17 protein-coding genes are annotated in these 18553 nt (G+C 67.4%); 12 read left to right on the forward strand and 5 right to left on the reverse strand.

The features are described 5' to 3' along the window. Nucleotide 1 precedes the first annotated feature (1 nt). Entirely contained in the window at nucleotides 2–1237 is a 1236-nt protein-coding gene (locus AC3A6Y_RS15020) for a M20 family metallopeptidase (protein ID WP_487869013.1), read from the forward strand. 44 nt (nucleotides 1238–1281) lie between these two features. Here the strand turns inward: AC3A6Y_RS15020 and AC3A6Y_RS15025 are convergent, their stop codons facing one another. Continuing rightward, nucleotides 1282–2016: a Crp/Fnr family transcriptional regulator gene (locus AC3A6Y_RS15025; protein WP_487869014.1), complete on the reverse strand. Its 735-nt coding sequence runs from the start codon at nucleotides 2014–2016 to the stop codon at nucleotides 1282–1284. Between the two features lie 140 nt (nucleotides 2017–2156). Here AC3A6Y_RS15025 and AC3A6Y_RS15030 point away from each other — a divergent pair, with 140 nt between their 5' ends. The 9 genes from AC3A6Y_RS15030 (at nucleotide 2157) to AC3A6Y_RS15070 (ending at nucleotide 11790) form a co-directional block, all read left to right on the forward strand. Further along, entirely contained in the window at nucleotides 2157–2975 is an 819-nt protein-coding gene (locus AC3A6Y_RS15030; protein ID WP_487869015.1) for a Rossmann-fold NAD(P)-binding domain-containing protein, read from the forward strand. Continuing rightward, entirely contained in the window at nucleotides 2972–5671 is a 2700-nt protein-coding gene (locus AC3A6Y_RS15035; RefSeq protein WP_487869016.1) for a bifunctional acetate--CoA ligase family protein/GNAT family N-acetyltransferase, read from the forward strand. The genes AC3A6Y_RS15030 and AC3A6Y_RS15035 overlap by 4 nt, the downstream gene beginning before the upstream one ends. A 12-nt stretch (nucleotides 5672–5683) precedes the next feature. Continuing rightward, the gene (locus tag AC3A6Y_RS15040; protein ID WP_487869017.1) at nucleotides 5684–6937 is read left to right on the forward strand and encodes an MgtC/SapB family protein; all 1254 of its coding nucleotides are present in this window, start codon (nucleotides 5684–5686) and stop codon (nucleotides 6935–6937) included. Between the two features lie 56 nt (nucleotides 6938–6993). Continuing rightward, nucleotides 6994–7362 (forward strand): hypothetical protein, encoded by a 369-nt coding sequence (locus AC3A6Y_RS15045; protein ID WP_487869018.1) that lies wholly within the window; start codon nucleotides 6994–6996, stop codon nucleotides 7360–7362. 100 nt (nucleotides 7363–7462) lie between these two features. After that, complete coding sequence (locus tag AC3A6Y_RS15050; protein ID WP_487869019.1) at nucleotides 7463–8098, forward strand: thermostable hemolysin; 636 nt, start codon at nucleotides 7463–7465, stop codon at nucleotides 8096–8098. Then, nucleotides 8095–9516, forward strand: coding sequence for an AMP-binding protein (locus AC3A6Y_RS15055; protein WP_487869020.1), 1422 nt, complete (start codon nucleotides 8095–8097; stop codon nucleotides 9514–9516). The genes AC3A6Y_RS15050 and AC3A6Y_RS15055 overlap by 4 nt, the downstream gene beginning before the upstream one ends. Nucleotides 9517–9537: 21 nt before the next feature. After that, nucleotides 9538–10236, forward strand: a complete 699-nt coding sequence (locus AC3A6Y_RS15060; RefSeq protein WP_487869021.1) for an iron-containing redox enzyme family protein — start codon at nucleotides 9538–9540, stop codon at nucleotides 10234–10236. Next, a complete protein-coding gene (locus AC3A6Y_RS15065; RefSeq protein WP_487869022.1) occupies nucleotides 10233–11093 on the forward strand; it encodes an SDR family oxidoreductase in 861 nt (286 codons plus the stop codon). The genes AC3A6Y_RS15060 and AC3A6Y_RS15065 overlap by 4 nt, the downstream gene beginning before the upstream one ends. Before the next feature lie 10 nt (nucleotides 11094–11103). Further along, a complete protein-coding gene (locus AC3A6Y_RS15070; protein ID WP_487869023.1) occupies nucleotides 11104–11790 on the forward strand; it encodes a tetratricopeptide repeat protein in 687 nt (228 codons plus the stop codon). A 3-nt stretch (nucleotides 11791–11793) separates the two neighbouring features. Here the strand turns inward: AC3A6Y_RS15070 and AC3A6Y_RS15075 are convergent, their stop codons facing one another. The 3 genes from AC3A6Y_RS15075 to AC3A6Y_RS15085 all read right to left on the reverse strand — a co-directional run bounded on the left by AC3A6Y_RS15075 (nucleotide 11794) and on the right by AC3A6Y_RS15085 (nucleotide 14801). Continuing rightward, nucleotides 11794–13176, reverse strand: coding sequence for an ATP-binding protein (locus AC3A6Y_RS15075; RefSeq protein ID WP_487869024.1), 1383 nt, complete (start codon nucleotides 13174–13176; stop codon nucleotides 11794–11796). Then, nucleotides 13173–13847: a response regulator gene (locus AC3A6Y_RS15080; RefSeq protein WP_487869025.1), complete on the reverse strand. Its 675-nt coding sequence runs from the start codon at nucleotides 13845–13847 to the stop codon at nucleotides 13173–13175. Before AC3A6Y_RS15080 ends, AC3A6Y_RS15075 begins: the two co-directional genes overlap by 4 nt. A 123-nt stretch (nucleotides 13848–13970) precedes the next feature. Further along, nucleotides 13971–14801, reverse strand: coding sequence for a universal stress protein (locus AC3A6Y_RS15085; protein WP_487869026.1), 831 nt, complete (start codon nucleotides 14799–14801; stop codon nucleotides 13971–13973). A gap of 138 nt (nucleotides 14802–14939) precedes the next feature. Here AC3A6Y_RS15085 and AC3A6Y_RS15090 point away from each other — a divergent pair, with 138 nt between their 5' ends. Continuing rightward, on the forward strand, nucleotides 14940–15725 hold the full coding sequence (locus tag AC3A6Y_RS15090) for a YoaK family protein (protein ID WP_487869027.1): 786 nt from the start codon (nucleotides 14940–14942) through the stop codon (nucleotides 15723–15725). 181 nt (nucleotides 15726–15906) lie between these two features. After that, nucleotides 15907–16560, forward strand: coding sequence for a BON domain-containing protein (locus AC3A6Y_RS15095; RefSeq protein ID WP_487869028.1), 654 nt, complete (start codon nucleotides 15907–15909; stop codon nucleotides 16558–16560). A 25-nt stretch (nucleotides 16561–16585) separates the two neighbouring features. Here AC3A6Y_RS15095 and glgP read toward each other — a convergent pair whose 3' ends face one another. Then, nucleotides 16586–18286 carry an alpha-glucan family phosphorylase gene (glgP, locus tag AC3A6Y_RS15100; protein ID WP_487869029.1) on the reverse strand — a complete coding sequence of 567 codons (1701 nt, stop codon included), beginning with the start codon at nucleotides 18284–18286 and terminating at the stop codon, nucleotides 16586–16588. Nucleotides 18287–18553 lie beyond the last annotated feature (267 nt).

An 18553-nucleotide genomic window follows, 5' to 3' on the forward strand; every position in this document is an offset into this window, starting at 1 on the left:
CATGACGACGACCACCGACTACGACAAGCTCGACGCCTGGATCGATGCCAACTTCGACGAGGAGGTGCGCTTCCTCCAGCAGATGGTGCGCGTGCCCACCGACACGCCGCCCGGCAACAACGCGCCGCATGCCGAGCGCACCGCCGAGCTGCTCGAGACCTTCGGCTTCGTGGCCGAGAAGCACCCGGTGCCGGCGCAGGAGGTGAAGGACTACGGCCTCGAATCGATCACCAACCTGATCGTGCGGCGCAAGTACGGCGCCAGCGGTCCCACGGTGGCGCTGAATGCGCACGGCGACGTGGTGCCGCCGGGCGAAGGCTGGACGCACGATCCCTACGGCGGCGAGATCGAGGACGGCCGCCTCTACGGCCGCGCCGCGGCGGTGAGCAAGAGCGACTTCGCGACCTTCACCTTCGCGCTGCGCGCCCTCGAGGCGGTGGCGAAGCCGGCGAAGGGCAGCGTCGAGCTGCACTTCACCTACGACGAGGAGTTCGGCGGCCTGCTGGGCCCGGGCTGGCTGCTCAAGAACGGCCTGACCAAGCCCGACCTGATGATCGCGGCCGGCTTCAGCTACGAAGTGGTGACGGCGCACAACGGCTGCCTGCAGATGGAGGTGACGGTACACGGCAAGATGGCCCATGCGGCCGTGCCCACCACCGGCGTCGACGCGCTGCAGGGCGCGGTGCATGTCCTCAACGCGCTCTATGCGCAGAACACGCTCTACCAGCAGGTCACGTCGAAGGTCGAGGGCATCACGCACCCCTACCTCAACGTGGGCCGCATCGAGGGCGGCACCAACACCAATGTCGTGCCCGGCAAGGTGGTCTTCAAGCTCGACCGCCGCATGATCCCCGAAGAGCATCCGGCCGAGGTCGAGGCCACCATCCGCCGGGTGATCACCGACGCCGCGGCGCAGTTGCCGGGCATCACCGTGGAGATCAAGCGCCTGCTGCTGGCCAATTCGATGAGGCCGCTGCCGGGCAACAAGCCGCTGGTGGAGGCGATCCAGAAGCACGGACACCAGGTCTTCGGCGAGCCGATCAAGGCCATGGGCACGCCGCTTTACACCGACGTGCGGCTCTACGGCGAGGCCGGCATTCCCGGCGTGATCTACGGCGCCGGGCCGCGCAGCGTGCTGGAGTCGCATGCCAAGCGCAGCGACGAGCGCGTGGTGCTGGAAGACCTGCGGCGTGCGACCAAGGTGATTGCGCGCACCCTGCGCGATCTGCTGGGCTGAGTTCTTCGCCGCGCGAGCGCTTCCCGCAAGGTCCTGAACGCGGCTCAGTGAAGGGCGGCGGCCTCCATCGGCGGCGCCGTGAGGTGCTGGATGAAGCTGGTCAGCGCCTCCACCTTCGGGATGCGGATGTCGCGCCGACCCTTCTCGATGAAGTGGATCACGTCGCAACGCGCCAGCCGGGACAGCCCGCGGCTGACGGACTCCAGGGTCATGCCGAGGTAGTTGCCGATCTCGGCGCGGGTCATGTGCAGGGTGATCTGGTCGGTGCGCAGGCCGCGCTGCGCGAGCGCCTCGGTCCAGTAGCGCAGGAAGCCGGCCACGCGGGCATCGGCGGGCAGGTTGCACAGCGAGAGCAGGCAGTCGTGGTCGCGCACGAGTTCGCGGCTCATGGCCTCGTGCAGTGCAGTCAGCAGGGCCGGAGCGCCGAGGGCGGCCTTGAGCAGGGCGTCGTAGCGGATGGCCCAGACTTCGCCGGTGTCCATCGCGACCGCATCGCAGCCGTAGTGTCCTTGCGCAATGCCGTCGAGGCCCAGCCAGTCGCCCTTGAAGTGCAGGCCGACCACCTGCTCCCGTCCCTCGTCGGACAGGTTGACCATCTTGAAGAAGCCCGAGTTGACGACATAGAGGCACCCGAATGCCTGCCCTGCCTGGTAGACCGAGTCGCCGGTGCGCACGATCCGTCGCTGGATCGGCAGGGTGTCCTGCAGCAGCCGCAGCATGTCCGCGATGCGCTGGACGCCCGACGGCGCAGACTTGGGAAGGCGGATCGTTTCAGTCATTTCTTTGCCCCTGGTGGATCGATAGGGGGAGCTTAGAAAGCCACTGCAACACGAGCGCCAATGCGATGGAGGCTTCGGTAACACTGGGTGAATGCTTGGTGTCAAGTCGGTATCGCGGTCGGCAAGATGGCGGATTGTTGATGCCCGTCAAGTCGCGGATCGTGGCAAGTCCTACCTTCGCGGTTGTGAAGCCTGCCATCACCTCTCCTCCCCTACGCGCATCGCCTGGCGATCCGCAGGCCGCGGATCTCGTTCTTGCGACATTCGCCGCGGCTCGCCAGTTGCGCACGAATGCACAGGCGACGCCCGGAGGCCAGCCGCTGCGCGGCAAGAACGTCGCCCTGCTGCTCGGGTCATCGCCCAGTGCGAACGTCATGGCCCTGCGCAACGCCGCTCAGGCACTCGGCGCACGGCTGGCCGAGCTTCGGTTCACCCGGTCCCAGTATCCGGTGGCGGGACGCGATGACATCGGCGCCCTGGCACGTGTGCTGGGACGCCTGTACGACGCCATCGACTGCGAGGGCCTGGACTCGCCGGAAGCGCGTCGAATCGAGCAGGAGTCCGGCATCCCGGTCTACCACGGCCTGTGCCAGGAAGAGCATCCGGCCCGCGTCGTGGCGGACCTGATGACGCTGCACGACCTCCGTTCGCCGCACGGAGCGTCGATCCTGTTCGTCGGCGATGCGAAGACGGCCCGTGCCGGCCAGTTCATCTCGGCCGCTCGCGCAACCGGGTTCGAGGTGCTTTTCGACGACCATGAGAATCCCGCCTCGAAGGACACGACATTCCTGGTGGATGCAAGAGATGACCCGCACTGGTCACTGCGGACATCCACTGGGCCCATCGACCAGGCCCTGCGTGCGCAGAACCATCACTGGGTGCTGCAAGCCATGCTGCTGCAGGGAATCGTCAAAGGCTCGAGCGGAGCCGCAACATTGTTCAAAGGAACCGACCCGTGACCATTCGCCACCTCGATCGCTTGCTCACGCCGCGCTCGGTCGCCGTTTTCGGCGCCTCGAACCGCAGCGGCAGCGTGGGCGCCACCGTCTGGCGCAACCTGCGCGCCGGCCGTTTCGCCGGGCCCGTCTACGCCGTCAACCCCAAGCACAGCACCCTGGATGGCGTTCCGGTGTTCGCCACGGCCAGCCAACTGCCGGCTGCGCCGGACCTAGCCCTCCTGTGCACGCCGGCGCACACGGTGGCGCCGTTGATCGACGAGCTCGGTGCCCTCGGCACCCGCGCCGTCGTCATCGTGACGGCGGGGCTGACGCCGGCGCAGAAGCAGGCTGCGCTCGACGCCGCCAAGCCCCACTTGATGCGCCTCCTGGGCCCCAACTGCATCGGTTTGCTGAGCCCGCACGTCGGGCTGAATGCCAGCTTCGCCCACACCGACGCCCTGCCCGGGGAACTGGCCTTCGTGTCCCAGTCGGGCGCGCTGGTCACCGCCGTGCTCGACTGGACCCGAAGCCGCGGCATCGGCCTGTCGCACCTGGTGTCGCTGGGCGATCATTGCGATGTCGACTTCGGCGACCTGCTCGACCACCTGGCCAGCGATGCGCGCACGCGCTCCATCCTGCTGTATGTCGAATCGGTAGAATCGCCGCGCAAGTTCATGTCGGCTGCGCGGGCGGCCGCGCGCAACAAGCCGGTGATCGTGGTGAAGGCCGGCCGCTTCGGCAACGGCGTGCGCGCCGCCGCCTCGCACACCGGGGCACTGGCCGGCTCGGACATCGTCTACGACGCGGCCATTCGGCGCGCCGGCATGCTGCGCGTCGACACGCTGCAGGAACTGTTCACCGCGGCCGAGACCCTGGCGCGCTTCCGAGGCAACCACAGCGAGACCCTGACCATCATGACCAATGGCGGCGGCGCCGGCGTGATGGCCGCCGATGCGGCCGCGCGGGCCGGCGTCGTGCTGGCCGAGCCGGGCGGGGCCCTGCTGGAGCGCCTCGACGCAGTGCTGCCCGCCAACTGGTCGCGTGCCAATCCGGTCGACATCGTCGGGGACGCACCGGTCGAGCGCTACACCGCAACGCTCTCGGCCCTGCTCGCCGACCCGGCCGCGGGTGCGGTGCTGTTCATCCATGCGCCTACGGCGATCGTGCGCAGCGACGACATCGCCCGCGCCTGCCTGCCGCTGATTCGCTCGGCCGCGCCCCGTGTCATGAGCGCCTGGCTGGGCGATGGCGCCGTCGCCCAGGCCCGCCAGCTGTTCGAGCAGGCCGGCGTGCCCGATTACCCCACGCCGGAAGAAGCCGTCCGCGCCTTCGCGATGCTCCAGACTTACAGGCGCAACCAGGAGACCCTGCTCGAGACCCCCAGCGCCAGCGAGAACCCGGTGCCCGATGTCGCCGCGGCCCGCCGCCAGCTGGACGCGGCGCTCGCCGAAGGCCGCGAGTGGCTCGGCGAGCACGAGGCAAAGGCCGTCCTCCAGGCCTATGGCGTGCCCGTGGTTCCCACGCGAGCGGTCCCCCCATCGGCCGAAGCCCTGTTCGCCGCTGCGCGCGAGGTGGGCTACCCGGTCGCGCTGAAGATCGTGTCGCCCGACATCACGCACAAGTCAGACGTCGGCGGTGTCATGCTGGACCTGCGCGACCAGGCATCGCTGGACAGGGCCGTCAGCGAGATGCTGCGCGCCGTGAAGACCGCGAGGCCGGACGCGCGGATCGACGGGTTCACCCTGCAATCCATGGTGCGCCGGCCCCATGCCCAGGAAATCATCGTCGGCGCCAGCGTCGACAGCGTCTTTGGGCCGGTGATCTTGTGCGGCCAGGGCGGCACCGCTGTCGAAGTCACGGCCGACAGCGCCGTCGCCCTGCCCCCGCTCAACCGCAGCCTGGCGCGCGAGCTGGTCTCGCGAACCCGCGTCTCGCGGCTGCTGGCCGGCTACCGGGACCACCCGCCCGCCAGGGTCGACGCGCTCCACGACGTGCTGATCGCCGTGTCGCAGATGCTTGCCGACCTGCCGCAGCTGGCCGAGCTCGACATCAACCCGCTCTACGTGGACGAGACGGGCGCCATCGCGCTCGATGCACGCATCCGCGTCTCCAGCCGGTCCGTCGCCGGGGCCGAGCGCTTCGCGATCGTTCCTTACCCCTCGCAATGGGTGCGCACCCAGGACTGGAACGGCCGGAAGATCACGGTACGACCCATTCGTCCCGAAGACGAGCCGCAGCACCGGCGCTTCCTCGAGATGCTCGATCCGGAGGACATCCGCATGCGCATCTTCCAGACGCGGCGCGAGCTGCCTCACAGCGAACTCGCCCGGCTCACCCAGATCGACTACGACCGTGAGATGGCCTTCATCGCGGAAGCTCTCGATGCGCAAGGCATGCCCGAGACGCTCGGGGTCGCGCGCACCGTGAGCGACCCCGACCACGTCGAGGCCGAGTTCGCCCTCCTCGTGCGCTCGGACCTCAAAGGGGCCGGCCTCGGCACGCTGCTGTTCGATCGACTGATCGAGCATGCCGGGAGCCGTGGCATCGAACGCCTTGTCGGCATCGTGCTGCGGGAGAACGCGCGAATGCTGAAGCTGGCGCGCAGGATGGGATTCGAGTTCGACCCTGCCGCGCCGGCAGCTTCAGGCGTGCGACGCGTGGTCAGGACGCTGGACAGCCCGCCCGGCGAGGCATCTGCCTCGACCCGAGGCGTCTGAAGAGGCCGGTCGATGACTGCCGACGGCCCGCAGGACACGCTCGTCGGCTTGGCCGTGGCGCTCGGCAGCGGGATCTTGATCGGCATCGATCGCGAACGCCGCAAGGGCCAAGGCGAACAACGCGCCGCAGCGGGCTTGCGCACCTTCGCCGCTGCCGCGCTCGCCGGCGCACTCGCACACCTGCTGCCCGCTGAAGGCCTGGTCCCGATCGGTGCGGCACTCGTCGCGGCACTGGCAGCCATCTCGCACTGGCGAAGCAGGTCGCCTGACCCGGGAATGACCACCGAGCTGGCGCTGTTTGCGACCTATCTGATCGGCGTGCAGTCGGTCGTTGCACCGCCCCTGGCCGCGGCCAGCGCAGCCGCGCTGGCATTGCTGCTGGCAGCGCGCCATCGCCTGCATCGCTTCGCCACCCAGCTCCTGAGCGAGCAGGAACTGCACGACGGCCTTCTCCTCATCGCGCTCGGGCTGGTCGTTCTGCCGCTGATCCCGTCGCGGCCGATGGAGCTGCTCGGCGGCATCGATCCGCGACCGCTCGCCGCGCTGGTTCTGCTGATCATGACCATCCAGGCCGCCGGCCGGCTGGCGATGCGTTGGCTGGGCGTGCGCGGCGGCACGCTCGGCGCCGGCTTCGTGTCGGGCTTTGTCTCCAGTACCGCGACGGTGGCTTCGTTCGGCAGCCAGGCACGAGCACGGCCGGCCCACGCCTCCGTCCTGGCCGGCGGCGCTGCGCTCTCGGGCGTTGCCACCTGGCTGCAGGCGCTCCTGATGAGCGCAGCACTGTCCCCTGCGGCCGCGGCCGCTCTGCTTCCTGTCGCGATCGCCGGTGCAGCCGGCGCTGCGGCCATCGGCCTGATGCCGCTTCTGTCGCGCGAACAGCCCATGGCGATCGAAGCGGTTCCCGACGGGCGCAGCGCGCTGCGCCTGCGAGAAGCTCTGGCGGTCGCCTTGGCATTGGCACTGGCAGTGCTGCTGCTGGGCGGTGCTCAACGGCATTTCGGCGACGGCGGCCTGATGGCCGGTGTCGCGCTCGCAGCCTTTGCAGATGCACATTCCCCGGTGGCCTCTTTGGCGTCTCTTCATGCAGCGGGAAACTTGTCTGCCGGCCACTTCGTGAGCGGTGCAATGCTTGCCGTCGGCGCCAACACGCTGACCCGCTGCACGGTCGCCGCCATCGCAGGAGGCCCCCGTTACGCGCTGCGTGTCGCAGCCGCGCTGGTCACGAGCATGGGGTGTGCCGTTGCGGCGTGGTTCGCGATCCCTTGATCTTCATCAAATGCGCCCTCGCCCGAGGGTTCCATACTGCTGCAAAGGAGTTCCATATGAAAGCCATCCTTCTTGTCGCTGCAACAGTTGTGCTCGGCGGTTGCGCATCTCAGTCCGCCATGCATCACTCCGGTGCGGGGCACGGCTCGGCCGCTCGTTACGAGCAACAGATGACGAAGATGCGCGAGATGCACCAGAAGATGAGGGATGCAAAGACGCCCGAAGAACGGCAGGCATTGATGGCCGAGCACATGCAGGCCATGCAAGGCGGCATGTCGATGATGTGCGAAATGGGCGGCCACGGCAAAGGCATGGGCATGCACGGAGGCGGCTCTGCCGACATGGCCAAGCGTTGCATGGAAATGAAGGACATGGCAGGCGAAATGATGCGGGATCGCGAGGCCCCGAGAGGGCCCGCACGCTGACGGCAGCGGTCCTGCCTGAAAACAGCTTAAGGCGCCGTTCATCGAGCGGCGCGAACATGCTCCTCGAGCCCACTTCAGTGGGCCGGCAATTGGAGCAAACATGTTCATGGCTTCGTCGTTCGGCACGGAGATCGGTGTGGCGTCGGCAGGCGCCGATCTCGTGCCCGCGTCAATCCCTTTCGAAATACATTCCGACGGTGATCCTCGTCGGGCGCAAGTCGAAGAATTCATCAGGCGGGTCTATGCGAGACGTTTCGGCGCTCGCGTCGTGCATTTCGCACCCGTGCTGGTGAGTCTCAAAGACCGTGCCGGTACGCTCGTCGCGGCAGCCGGTTACCGTGATGCCGCGCACGGCCCCTTGTTCCTGGAACACTATCTCGATGCGCCGGTGGAGCGCGTTCTCGCTCGGCATGGCAATCCGCGGCTATCGCGCGCAGACATCGTCGAGGTCGGCCATCTGGCCGCTGGACGTGCCGGCGAAGGCCGCCGCCTAATTTACCTGCTGGGGCCGCATCTGGCGTCTCGAGGCTTCCAGTGGGTGGTCGGAACCCTGACTCAGGAGCTGCGGCAGCTCTTCGCCCGGATCGGCGTCGCACCATTGGAACTCGGCCACGCCAACCCGACGGCGCTCGGCGCGGACGCCAAGGATTGGGGCAACTACTACGAGCACGCGCCGCTCGTGCTGGCAGGACATCTGCCGGAAGCGCTGCGCCGACTGGGCAAGCGCACCGCATGACGGCGGTGGACAACGGGCGGCGCAGCTGGAGCGCCGCCGACCTCGATGCAGCGGCGCGCTCGCTGGCACAAACACTCGCGGCGCAGGGCACGCGGGTGCTGGCCACGCTGATGGACAACACCCCGGCCTGGGTGGTCGCCGACCGCGCTTGTGCGCAGGCGCAGGTGGTGCACGTGCCGCTGCCGCTCTTCTTCAGCGCCGAGCAGATTTCCCACGTGCTCGGCACCGCGGGCATCGACACGCTGCTGACCTTGGGAGCATTGGCGGCCCGCTGGCCATCGGCTCCTGCAAGCGACGTCGACATCGCGGACGAGCCGCTCGTGATGGTACGGCTGCCGTTCCGGGCGCCGCCGATGCCCGCGGGAACGACCAAGATCACGTTCACCTCGGGCACCACCGGTGCGCCGAAGGGGGTTTGCCTCGGAGCAGACAGCATGCAGAGCGTCGCCGACGGCCTGGTGCAGGCGTTGCACCCACTGGACATCCGGCGCCACCTCTGTGCGCTGCCATTCCCCGTGCTGCTGGAGAACATCGCCGGCCTGATGGCGCCGCTTGCGCGCGGCGCCACCTGCATCGTCCTGCCGCTGAAGGAACTCGGCCTCGAGGGCTCATCCCGCTTCGATGCGACGCGTTTCAGTGCGGTCGTGCAGCGGCACCAGCCCAACAGCATCATCCTGCTGCCGCAAATGCTGCGAGCCTGGGTCCATCATCTGCTCGCGACCGGCGAGCGCGCCCCGGCTTCGCTGCGCATGGTGGCCGTCGGCGGCGCCGCGGTCGGATCACGCCTGCTGGCTGCCGCGCGTTCGGTCGGCGTTCCGGCCTACGAAGGCTACGGATTGTCCGAAGGCGCATCGGTGCAAACGCTCAACCTGCCGGGTGCCGAGCGCCACGGGAGCGCCGGGCGCGCACTGCCGCACGCGCGGCTGCGCATCGCGGCCGACGGGGAGATCGAGATCGCCGGCAGCCTGTTCTCCGGGTACCTCGGCGACCCGATCCCTCCGCCGGACTGGTGGCCCACGGGCGACCTCGGCAGCATCGACGAGGATGGATTCGTGTTCGTCCGCGGACGAAAGAAGATGGTCCTCATCACCTCCTTCGGACGCAACGTTTCGCCCGAGTGGATCGAGACCCAGCTGCGGGACGAGTCAACCATCGCCCAGGCCGTCGTCCTCGGCGACGGACAAGCAACGCTCAGTTCGGTCCTGTGGCCGCTGCAACCCGAGACCACCGACGCCGAGCTGCAGGCCGCCGTGAACGCCGCGAATGCACGTCTTCCCGACTATGCGCGCGTGCATCGCTGGTCGCGCGGGCGTGCCCCTTTCGATGCCGCCTCCGGCATGGCGACGCCCAACGGCCGGCCGCAACGCGCCGCCATCCTGGCGGCGCATGCCGATGCGCTCGGCATTTCCTCGATTTGAATCTTCCTAACCGGAACGCCCATGAGCTTTCATGAAGTCCTGCTCAAGCAAAGCGCCGACGCCCGCACCGGCCTGCTGACCGCCCCCATCATCCAGGGCTGCCTGCGTGGCGAAGTCTCGCTCCCCAGCTACGTCGCCTTCCTGCGCGAGGCGTACCACCACGTGCGCCATACGGTGCCGCTGCTCAAGGCCTGCAAGGCAGCCCTTCCCGAGCGCCATGCCTGGCTGCACGGCCCGCTCGACGAGTACATCGAAGAGGAGCACGGCCATGACCTGTGGATCCTCGACGACATCCGGGCCTGCGGCGGCGATGCCGACGCCGTTCGCGAAGGGCTGCCAGGCCATGCCGCCGAAGTCATGGTGGCCTACGCCTACGACATGATCGCAAGGCGCAATCCACTGGGCTTCTTCGGCATGGTGCACGTGCTGGAGGGCACCAGCGTCTCGCTGGCACTGCTGGCCGCTGACCAGATCCAGCAGTCCCTGGCCCTTCCCGACAGTGCCTTCAGCTACTTGCGCTCGCACGGCACGCTGGACCAGGAGCACACGGCCCATTTCGCGATGCTCATGAATCTCATCGAGGACCCCCGGGACCAAGCGGACATCGTCCACGCAGCCCGCGCCTTTTTCAGGCTCTACGGCGACGTGTTCCGGGACCTGCCATTGCCGCAACCGACCGGCGCGGCGCAGAGCCCGGCGGGCATGGGAGCCGCTTCGTGAAACCGACCGAAGCACGCATCCTGTTGACAGGCGCGTATGGCGGCATCGGCGAGGCAGCCGCCGCTGCCTTCCTTCGGGCCGGTGCAGCGTTGATGCTTTCGGGGCGGTCGCCGGCCAGGCTGGCGGCCCAGTCACGAACGATGATGGGGAGCACGGGTGCCGATCGGCCCCGTGTCGAATGGCATTGCGCGGATCTCACCAGCGCCGCGGACCTGGCAAAGCTGGCGGAAGCCGCGCGCATCTGGGAATGCAACACCATCGTCCATGCGGCAGGCCTTGCCAGCTTCGGGCATCTCGAGGCGGCGACGCCGGAAAGCATGGCCTGCGTCATGCAGACGAACCTGTTGGCGCCGATGCTGCTGACGCGGGCCTTGCTGCCCCACCTGCGCAGCTTGCCCCGGGCCCAGGTGATCTGCGTAGGCTCGGCGTTGGGAGGCATCGGGCTGCCGGGCTACAGCGTCTACAGCGCGACCAAGTTCGGCCTGCGCGGCTTCGCGGAAGCCCTGCGGCGCGAGCTCGCCGACAGCACGGTGCTGGTGCAGTACGTGGGCCCGCGCACGACGCGAACCCCCTTCAACAGCCGGGAAGTGGACGCCTACAACCGCGCCACCGGGAGCGCGATGGACGACCCGGCCGTCGTGGCTCGCTCGATGCTCAAGATGCTCGAAGAAGAAGCCCCCGAGCGATTCCTCGGCTATCCCGAGAAACTCGCGGTCCGGATCAACGGCATGGCTTCGACGCTGCTGGACGGTGCCTTCGCCAAGCACCGCCGCAGCCTGCCGGCATTGCCGCAGGAGCCCCCGGATCAAGCCGGAAACACCTTGAGCCGCACCGATTCCTTCCCTGTCAATTCATGAGGCACCTGCCATGACCACCCGATTCGAGCATCCTTCGCCCCCCCTGTTGCCTCGGCGACGCTGCCTGAGCGCCCTGCTGGCCGTCACCGGACTCGCCGGCCTGCCGCGCCTTGCCTGGGCCGCGGCCGTGGAAGAGTCCATCACCGAATTGCAGCGGGACTGGGAAGCCATTCGCTACCAGACCCCGCCTGCCGATCGCGAAAAGCGCTTCGAGGCACTGGCCGCCAAGGCGCACAAGGTCAGCGAAGCGCATCCGGACCGCAGCGAGCCCTTGGTGTGGGAAGGCATCATCGTCAGCTCGTGGGCAGGCGAAAAGGGCGGGCTCGGGGCGCTCGGCCTGGTCAAGCAGGCCAAGGCACTGTACGAGGAAGCCATCCGCATCAATGGCGACGTGCTCGACGGTTCGGCCTACAACAGCCTCGGCGTTCTCTACTACAAGGTGCCGGGCTGGCCGGTCGGATTCGGCGACAAGGCGAAGGCCAGGGAACTCCTGCAAAAGGCACTCTCGCTCAACCCCAAGGGCATCGATCCCAACTTCTTCTATGGCGAGTACCTGCTCGAGACCAAGCAGCCGGATCAGGCCGTGGTCCATCTGGAGCGCGCGATCCAGGCACCGCCGCGACCCGGGCGGCAGGTGGCCGACGCCGGGCGCCGTGAAGAGGCAAGGGCGCTGCTCGAAAAGGCAAGAGCCAGATAGGCCTCAGCGCCGTGGTGCGGCGAAGCGCACGACCACGAGCACGCCTTGCCCGCCCGCAGGCGTCTCGAAGGCCACCTCCAACCCATGCAGTTCGGCGACGCGCCGGGCGATGGAAATGCCCAGGCCACTGCCACTCTCGGCTTGACCGGCTGGACGGTAGTAGCGCTCCCCGAGCCGGGTCAATTGCTCGCGGTCCAGGGGCGGGCCTTCGTTCTCCACCTCCAGTCGTTCCTCGCCGATGCGCAGCGTTACGGTGCTTCCTTTCGGGGCGTAGCGCACGGCGTTGTCCAGCAGATTGCGCAGGAGCGCCACGAGCAGGTGCTCGTCGCCGAGCAATGGCATCGGGTGCCTGCCCGCGGGTGGCCATTCGCACGCCAGTTCGACCCGCCGGCGCTCGGCAAGCGCCAGGCATTCATTCACCGCGTCCTCGACCACGGTCGGCCAGCGGACCTCGGCCTTCGGCTTCGGCACGTTGCCGGCTTCCAGGCGGGAGAGCGCCAGCATCTGCGCGACGAGACGCCCCATGCGCTCCATGCCGGCGGTGAACTTGGCCTCGGCCTCGTCGCGCTCAGGTCCGATGGCAGCACGGCGGACCACATCCCACTGGACGCGAAGGATTGCCAGCGGCGTGCGCAGCTCATGCGCGGCGTCGGCCGTGAAACGGCGCTCCCGGGCCAGCAGCGCCTCGATGCGCGCGAACAGGTCGTTCATGGCGCCGACCAGCGGCTTCAGCTCGGCCGGAGTCGAACAACCGGGCACAGGCGCCAGATCGTCGGCGCCACGACCCCGGAGATCGGTCGTCAGCTGGCGAAGGGGCGCCAGCGCCCGGCGCACCGCCCAGTTCATCGTGAGGAGCAGCACGGGCAGCACGAGGAGCCAGGGGATCACCTGGCTTGCCGTCAGGCCGAAGACCAGTTCGTCACGCTCATAGACCTTCTGCCCGGCAGCCACCAGCCATTCGCCGTCGACAGACTGGAGGTAGTACACGCGCCAACTCTGGTCGCCGATCTGCTCGTCGAGAAAGCCCGAACGGCCCGCATGGCGAGGCAGTTCCGCGCCTTGCCGGTCAGACAGCAGCAACCGGCCCTGCCGATCCCAGACGGCGACTGCCAGATCGCGCACGTCGGACTCGCCGGCGGTCTGGCTGCCCGGCTCCGGGGGTTCCGAGAGTGCATCCGCACCCGGGGCCTTGATCTCCCTGATCGTCACCTGCACTTGGCGGGCGAGGCGGATCAGTTCCGTGTCGAAGAGCTCGTTGACCTCGTGTCGGGCGCGGTCGATGGAGACGACCAGCGCCACCGCCCACACGAGCGGTGCGCAGATCAGCAGATAAAGCACGAGCCTGCGCTGGAGGCTGCGCGGCTCTGGTCTCTTCCGATCGCTCATGACGAAGGTTCTCCGGAGCCGAGCGCATAGCCGACGCCCCGGACGGTACGGACGATCAGCGGGTCGATCTTGCGCCGCAGCCGATGGACGTGCACCTCGAGGGTGTTGCTTTCCGGCTCCCCGCCGCTCCAGTCGTAGAGCTTCTCCTGCAGGAGCGCCCTGGACAACACCCGCTGCGAATTCGCAAGCAGCGCCTCGAGCAACGCCATCTCGCGCCCCGTGAGGTCCACCTGGTCGCCTTTCCAGCGCACCACCTTCGCGGCCGGGTCATATTCGAGCGCGCCGTGCTGCCATACCGACTGTGCCTGGCCCGACGAACGGCGCACCATGGCGCGAAGCCGCGCCGCGAGCTCGTCGATCGTGATCGGCTTGATCAGGTAGTCGTCGGCCCCTGCGTCGAGCCCGGCGATGCGCTGCTCCACGGCATCGCGGGCCGTCAGGATCAGCACGGGCAGCTTCATGCCGCGTCCGCGCCAGCGCGATAGCCATTGCATGCCGTCGCCGCCCGGCAGGCCGAGATCCAGCACCATTGCATCGTAGGGTGCCGTGGCCAGGGCGGCGTCTGCAAGAACCCCATCGCCGAACCAATCGACGACATGACCGAGCTGGCGCAAGCCCGTTGCGACGGCGTCGCCCAACAGGGTATCGTCTTCCACGATCAGGATGCGCATAAGAGGGGGGCTCGCAATCGTCCATTCTGGCGCGTTGGATTATGCGGAATGGATCAAAGCCGACCCGCGTCGAGGAATGTGAGACGAACCGCGTCCGGCACCGACGGGTCCGGTTGGCGGACTTCAATGGGCGATCAGCACCGGCACCGTCATATGGGTGAGCACCCCGCGCGTGACGCCACCCAGCACCCTCTCGCGCAGCCGCGAGTGCCCGTATCCACCCATGACGACGAGGTCGGCACCCACGTCCGAGACCCGCGAAAGCAACGCGTCCGATGTGCCGATCTCCGTGACATGCTGCTCGACCGTCGCCTGCACACCATGACGCTGCAGCCAGCGTGTCATCTCCGGGATCAGCAGTTCATCACCTTGGGTTGAAGCCGTACGCCGGAATGAAACGAGGGTGACCCGGCGCGCATGGGTCAGCAGCGGCAAGGCCTCGCGCATCGCCACTGCGGCGCCGCGGGACCCGTCCCATGCCATGAGGACGTTCTGCCCCACCTCCGCGAACTTGCCGGCGTAAGGCACCACGAGCACCGGCCGGCCCGCGTCGAGCATCACCCGGGACACGAGCCCGTGCACCGGCAGATCCGAATCGCTCGCGCTGTCGTCCTGGCCCACGACGACCAGGTCGCTCGAGCGCCCATGCGCAATCAGCGAGTCGATGGTCGTGCCGTCTGTTTCACGAACTTCGTACGATCCCGATCCCACACCGGCCGCAAAGCCGTCGCTGATCGCTTGCGCACGTTGCCGCAGGTATCGGGCGGATTCCGCGATGTAGTCGGTCATGCCCGTGGGAAGCGCGTCTGCCGGAACCGAGCCCTCCAGCAAGCCGCTGGGCAGCAGCCCGATCAGGTGAGCGCCCTGCGACATGGCGATGCCGTGCGCGAGATCGACGCGGGCTCTGCACCTGTCGGTATGGTCCAGGTGAACGAGGATGGTCTTGATGTTCATGGCTCGATGTCCCTTCACAAGGTATGCACCGGCAAAATGGCGCCGTGCAGCGATCTTCGCGGCGAAGGCACCCGATCGCCTTGATGTTCATCAATGCCGAGGCCTGCACGGCCAGTAGGATCCGACCAGCAGCAGCCCATGCCCATCAACTACGCCAGACGACTTACGGGTCGAAAGAGAACCCCGATCGCGAATCGCCACCTCGGGTTTGCGTTGGCATTCGTCGCCGGCGCGATCAACGCGGGCGGTTTCCTGGCCGTCCAGCAGTACACCTCACACATGACGGGCATCGTCTCGTCCATGGCAGACCATCTCGTGCTGGGTGTCTATGACGTTGTGCTTGCCGGAACGGGCGGACTGGTGTCGTTCGTGGCGGGAGCGGCAACTTCTGCGGTACTGGTCAACTATGCGCGCAGGCGCCGCATGCACAGCGAATACGCGTTGCCGCTGCTGGTGGAAGCCACCCTCCTGATCTGCTTCGGGGTCCTGGGGGCCAGGTTGTCCAGCGTGCGGGGTCTGTTCGTGCCCGTGACGGTGATGCTGCTCTGCTTCATCATGGGGCTGCAGAACGCCGTGATCACCAAGCTGTCGCATGCCGAGATTCGAACGACGCACTTGACCGGGATCTTGACCGACATCGGCATCGAGCTCGGCAAGCTTTTCTATCGGAATGCCGCTGGGCCGCCGTCCCATCTTCGCGTGCTCGCCAACCGCGATCGCCTCCGCGTCCTCACGCTCCTCGTTGCCTTTTTCTTCCTCGGTGGGCTGACGGGCTCGGTGGGCTTCAAGTATGTCGGGTACATCTCGACTGTTCCTCTCGCCCTGTTGCTGCTCATGCTTGCGGTGGTCCCGGCATTCGACGACCTGGCCAACATGGCACGCCGCTGGAGCCGCAGATCCAGGCAATCAGGCATGAGGGAGTGACGCCCGTCCCCAAGCCGATTGCAACTGTTCCTTCTGCTTGTCCCGGCCGCTTTCCTCAATGCCGACCCGCTTGATCCAGCGCAAGCCGCGGCCTGCCCGTACTTTCTATAGTGAGCTCCTCGACACCGCGCGTCGGAGCGCGCGATGGCAGTTCACCTCAAACCACCGCCGAGGACAGCTCATGAAACCCGATGCCATGCTGAGAAGCGATATCGTTGCCGAACTGAATTTCGATCCGGCCATCGTTGCCACCGATGTCGGCGTGATCGTGAAGGACGGCGTCGTCACCCTGACCGGCCACCCGTCGAGCCATGCCGAGAAGCACGCCATCGAGCGCGCCGTCCAACGGGTCAAGGGGGTGAAGGCGGTGGCAGTCGAGATGCAGGTAAAGCTCCCCTCCGGTCACGAGCGCACCGACGCCGACATCGCCGCGGCGGCCGAGCGTGCCCTCGAGTGGCACGTGCTGGTCCCCGACGACAAGATCCACCCCATGGTGGAGAAGGGTTGGGTCACGCTCAATGGCGAGGTCGAATGGGCCTACCAGCGCAGCGCCGCGGAGGATGCCGTGCGCGACCTGCTCGGCGTCGCGGGTGTCACGAACCGGGTCGTGGTCAAGCCGAAGTTCACGCCCGCAGATATCGAAGAGCGAATTCGGACGGCGCTGGAGCGCCAGGCCGACGAGGATAGCCGTCAGATCCAGATTCTGGTCAACGGCGGCGACGTATCCCTGCGCGGAAAGGTGCATTCCTGGACCGAACGCAAGGCCGCCCAGGAGGCCGCCTGGTCGGCACCGGGGGTGGCCAACGTGGTGAACAATCTGCTGGTGGAAGACTGACAGTGCGCATCCCGGCCTGAGCGGCTCAGCGCAGGTAAGTCTCCGCGGCGTAACGGCGCAGCATTCGGTGGCTGTTGAAGTACGAAGCGTTGAGCGAGATGGCGCCTTTCATGACCTTTGTCCATCCAGCGGCATCGTCGTAGAAGAGCGGGAGCACGACGTTCTCGAGTTGGCCATGGAGAGAGCGCGCGTCGCTCGCGGCGTCCTCATGGCTGCCATCGCGGCCGATGGCCCATCCTGTCACCCCTTCGATCCATCCTTCGAGCCACCAGCCATCCAGTACGCTCAGATTGGGCACGCCGTTCAAGGCTGCCTTCATGCCGCTGGTTCCCGAGGCCTCCAGTGGGCGCTGCGGCGTGTTCAGCCAGATATCCACGCCTGATACCAGCAAACGTGCGATGCGCACGTTGTAGTCGGGAAGAAACACCACAGGGACAGCGCCTTGCAGCTTGCGAGCGTAGTCGTGCAGGCGCTCGACCAATTGCTTGCCGCCGCTGTCGCGCGGATGGGCCTTGCCTGCAAGGACGATCTGGACCGGATGGCGCCGGGCAATTTCGCGCAGGCGGTCGATGTCCGAGAACAGCAGGTCCGGCCGCTTGTATGGCGTCATGCGCCGCCCGAAGCCGATGGTGGCCACCCCTGCGTCGGGGGCGCGCCCGCCCAGCCTGATGATCTCCTTGGCGAGTGCGGTCTTTGCATCGGCGTGGGCCTTGCGAATCTCCTCGTCGGCGATCCCAGTCGCACGCATCAGGAGTTCCGGTTCATGACACCACTGCGGGATGCATCTGTCGTAGAGCCGTCGAAAGCTGTCGCAGGCCCAGGTCCACGGATGCACGCCGTTGGTGATGGCACGAATCTCGTAGCCTGGGAACATTCGGCGGGAAACCTCCGCGTGCCGCCGGGCGACGCCGTTGACATGCTCGCTCAGGTTCAAGGCCAGCCGGGTCATGTTGAGCCGATCTTCACCCGCAAGCGCTCGCAACTGGGCACCGTCGACGAAATCGCCCAGCAGCGGCGCCGCGAGCGCATACGGAAACTGGTCGTGGCCGGCCTCCACCGGGGTGTGGGTCGTGAACACGCAGCGGCTCCGCACGGCCGCGGTGTCGTAACGCATTGCACCTTTGCCCGCTTCCTGGGCCGTATGAGCGTGATGCCGCAGCAGTTCCAGCGTGAGGAAGGCGGCGTGCCCTTCGTTGAGATGGTACTTGAGGACCTTCACGCCGAGCGCGGCGAGCATCCGCGCCCCGCCGATGCCCAGGACGATCTCCTGCTTCACGCGATAGCCCTCGTCACCTCCGTAGAGATGGTGCGTGATCTCGCGGTCTTCAGGACTGTTTTCTGCCAGGTCGGTATCGAGCAGGATCACCGGAATCACGCCACCGCAATGGCTCTCGACCCGGTGCAGCCAGGCGCCGATCCAGACCTCATGGGCGCCGATCGAGACCGCCACTTTGGCGGGCAAGGATCGACACCACTTCTCCGGCTGCCAGGCATCGGGGTGTTCGACCTGCGCTCCGTCGATGATCTCCTGGCGGAAGTAGCCGGCCCGGCTGACCAGGGTGACGCCGACCATCGGAAGATCGAGGTCCGCCGCGGTGCGCATCGTATCTCCCGCCAGAACGCCGAGGCCGCCGCTGTAGGTCGGCATCTGTTCGTCCAGCGCGAACTCCATCGAGAAGTACGCGATGCGGGGCTCCTGGAGGAAGCCCTCGAACTCGACTGTCATTTGCGCCTCCTGGATCTATCGGGCGGGTTCACTGCCGTACCTTCGTGCCTTCGGCTGAAGCGCCTTGGGCCTTCGCAACGGCCGTGCGGCTCACGGGCGCAGTCTGCGCTCAGGCAGCTCGAACTTCCAACGCCTCGTCGGCGGAAAAGATGAACTTGCCGGGAGTCCGGACCGGGTCGGTGGTGACGAAGATCGTGTCCTTCGGCCCGAAGCTGCCATCGAGCAGCAGCTTCGACAGCGGGTTCTCGATGCGATGCTGGATCGCCC

It is taken from the genome of Variovorax sp. Soil_C_17, from assembly GCF_057657265.1.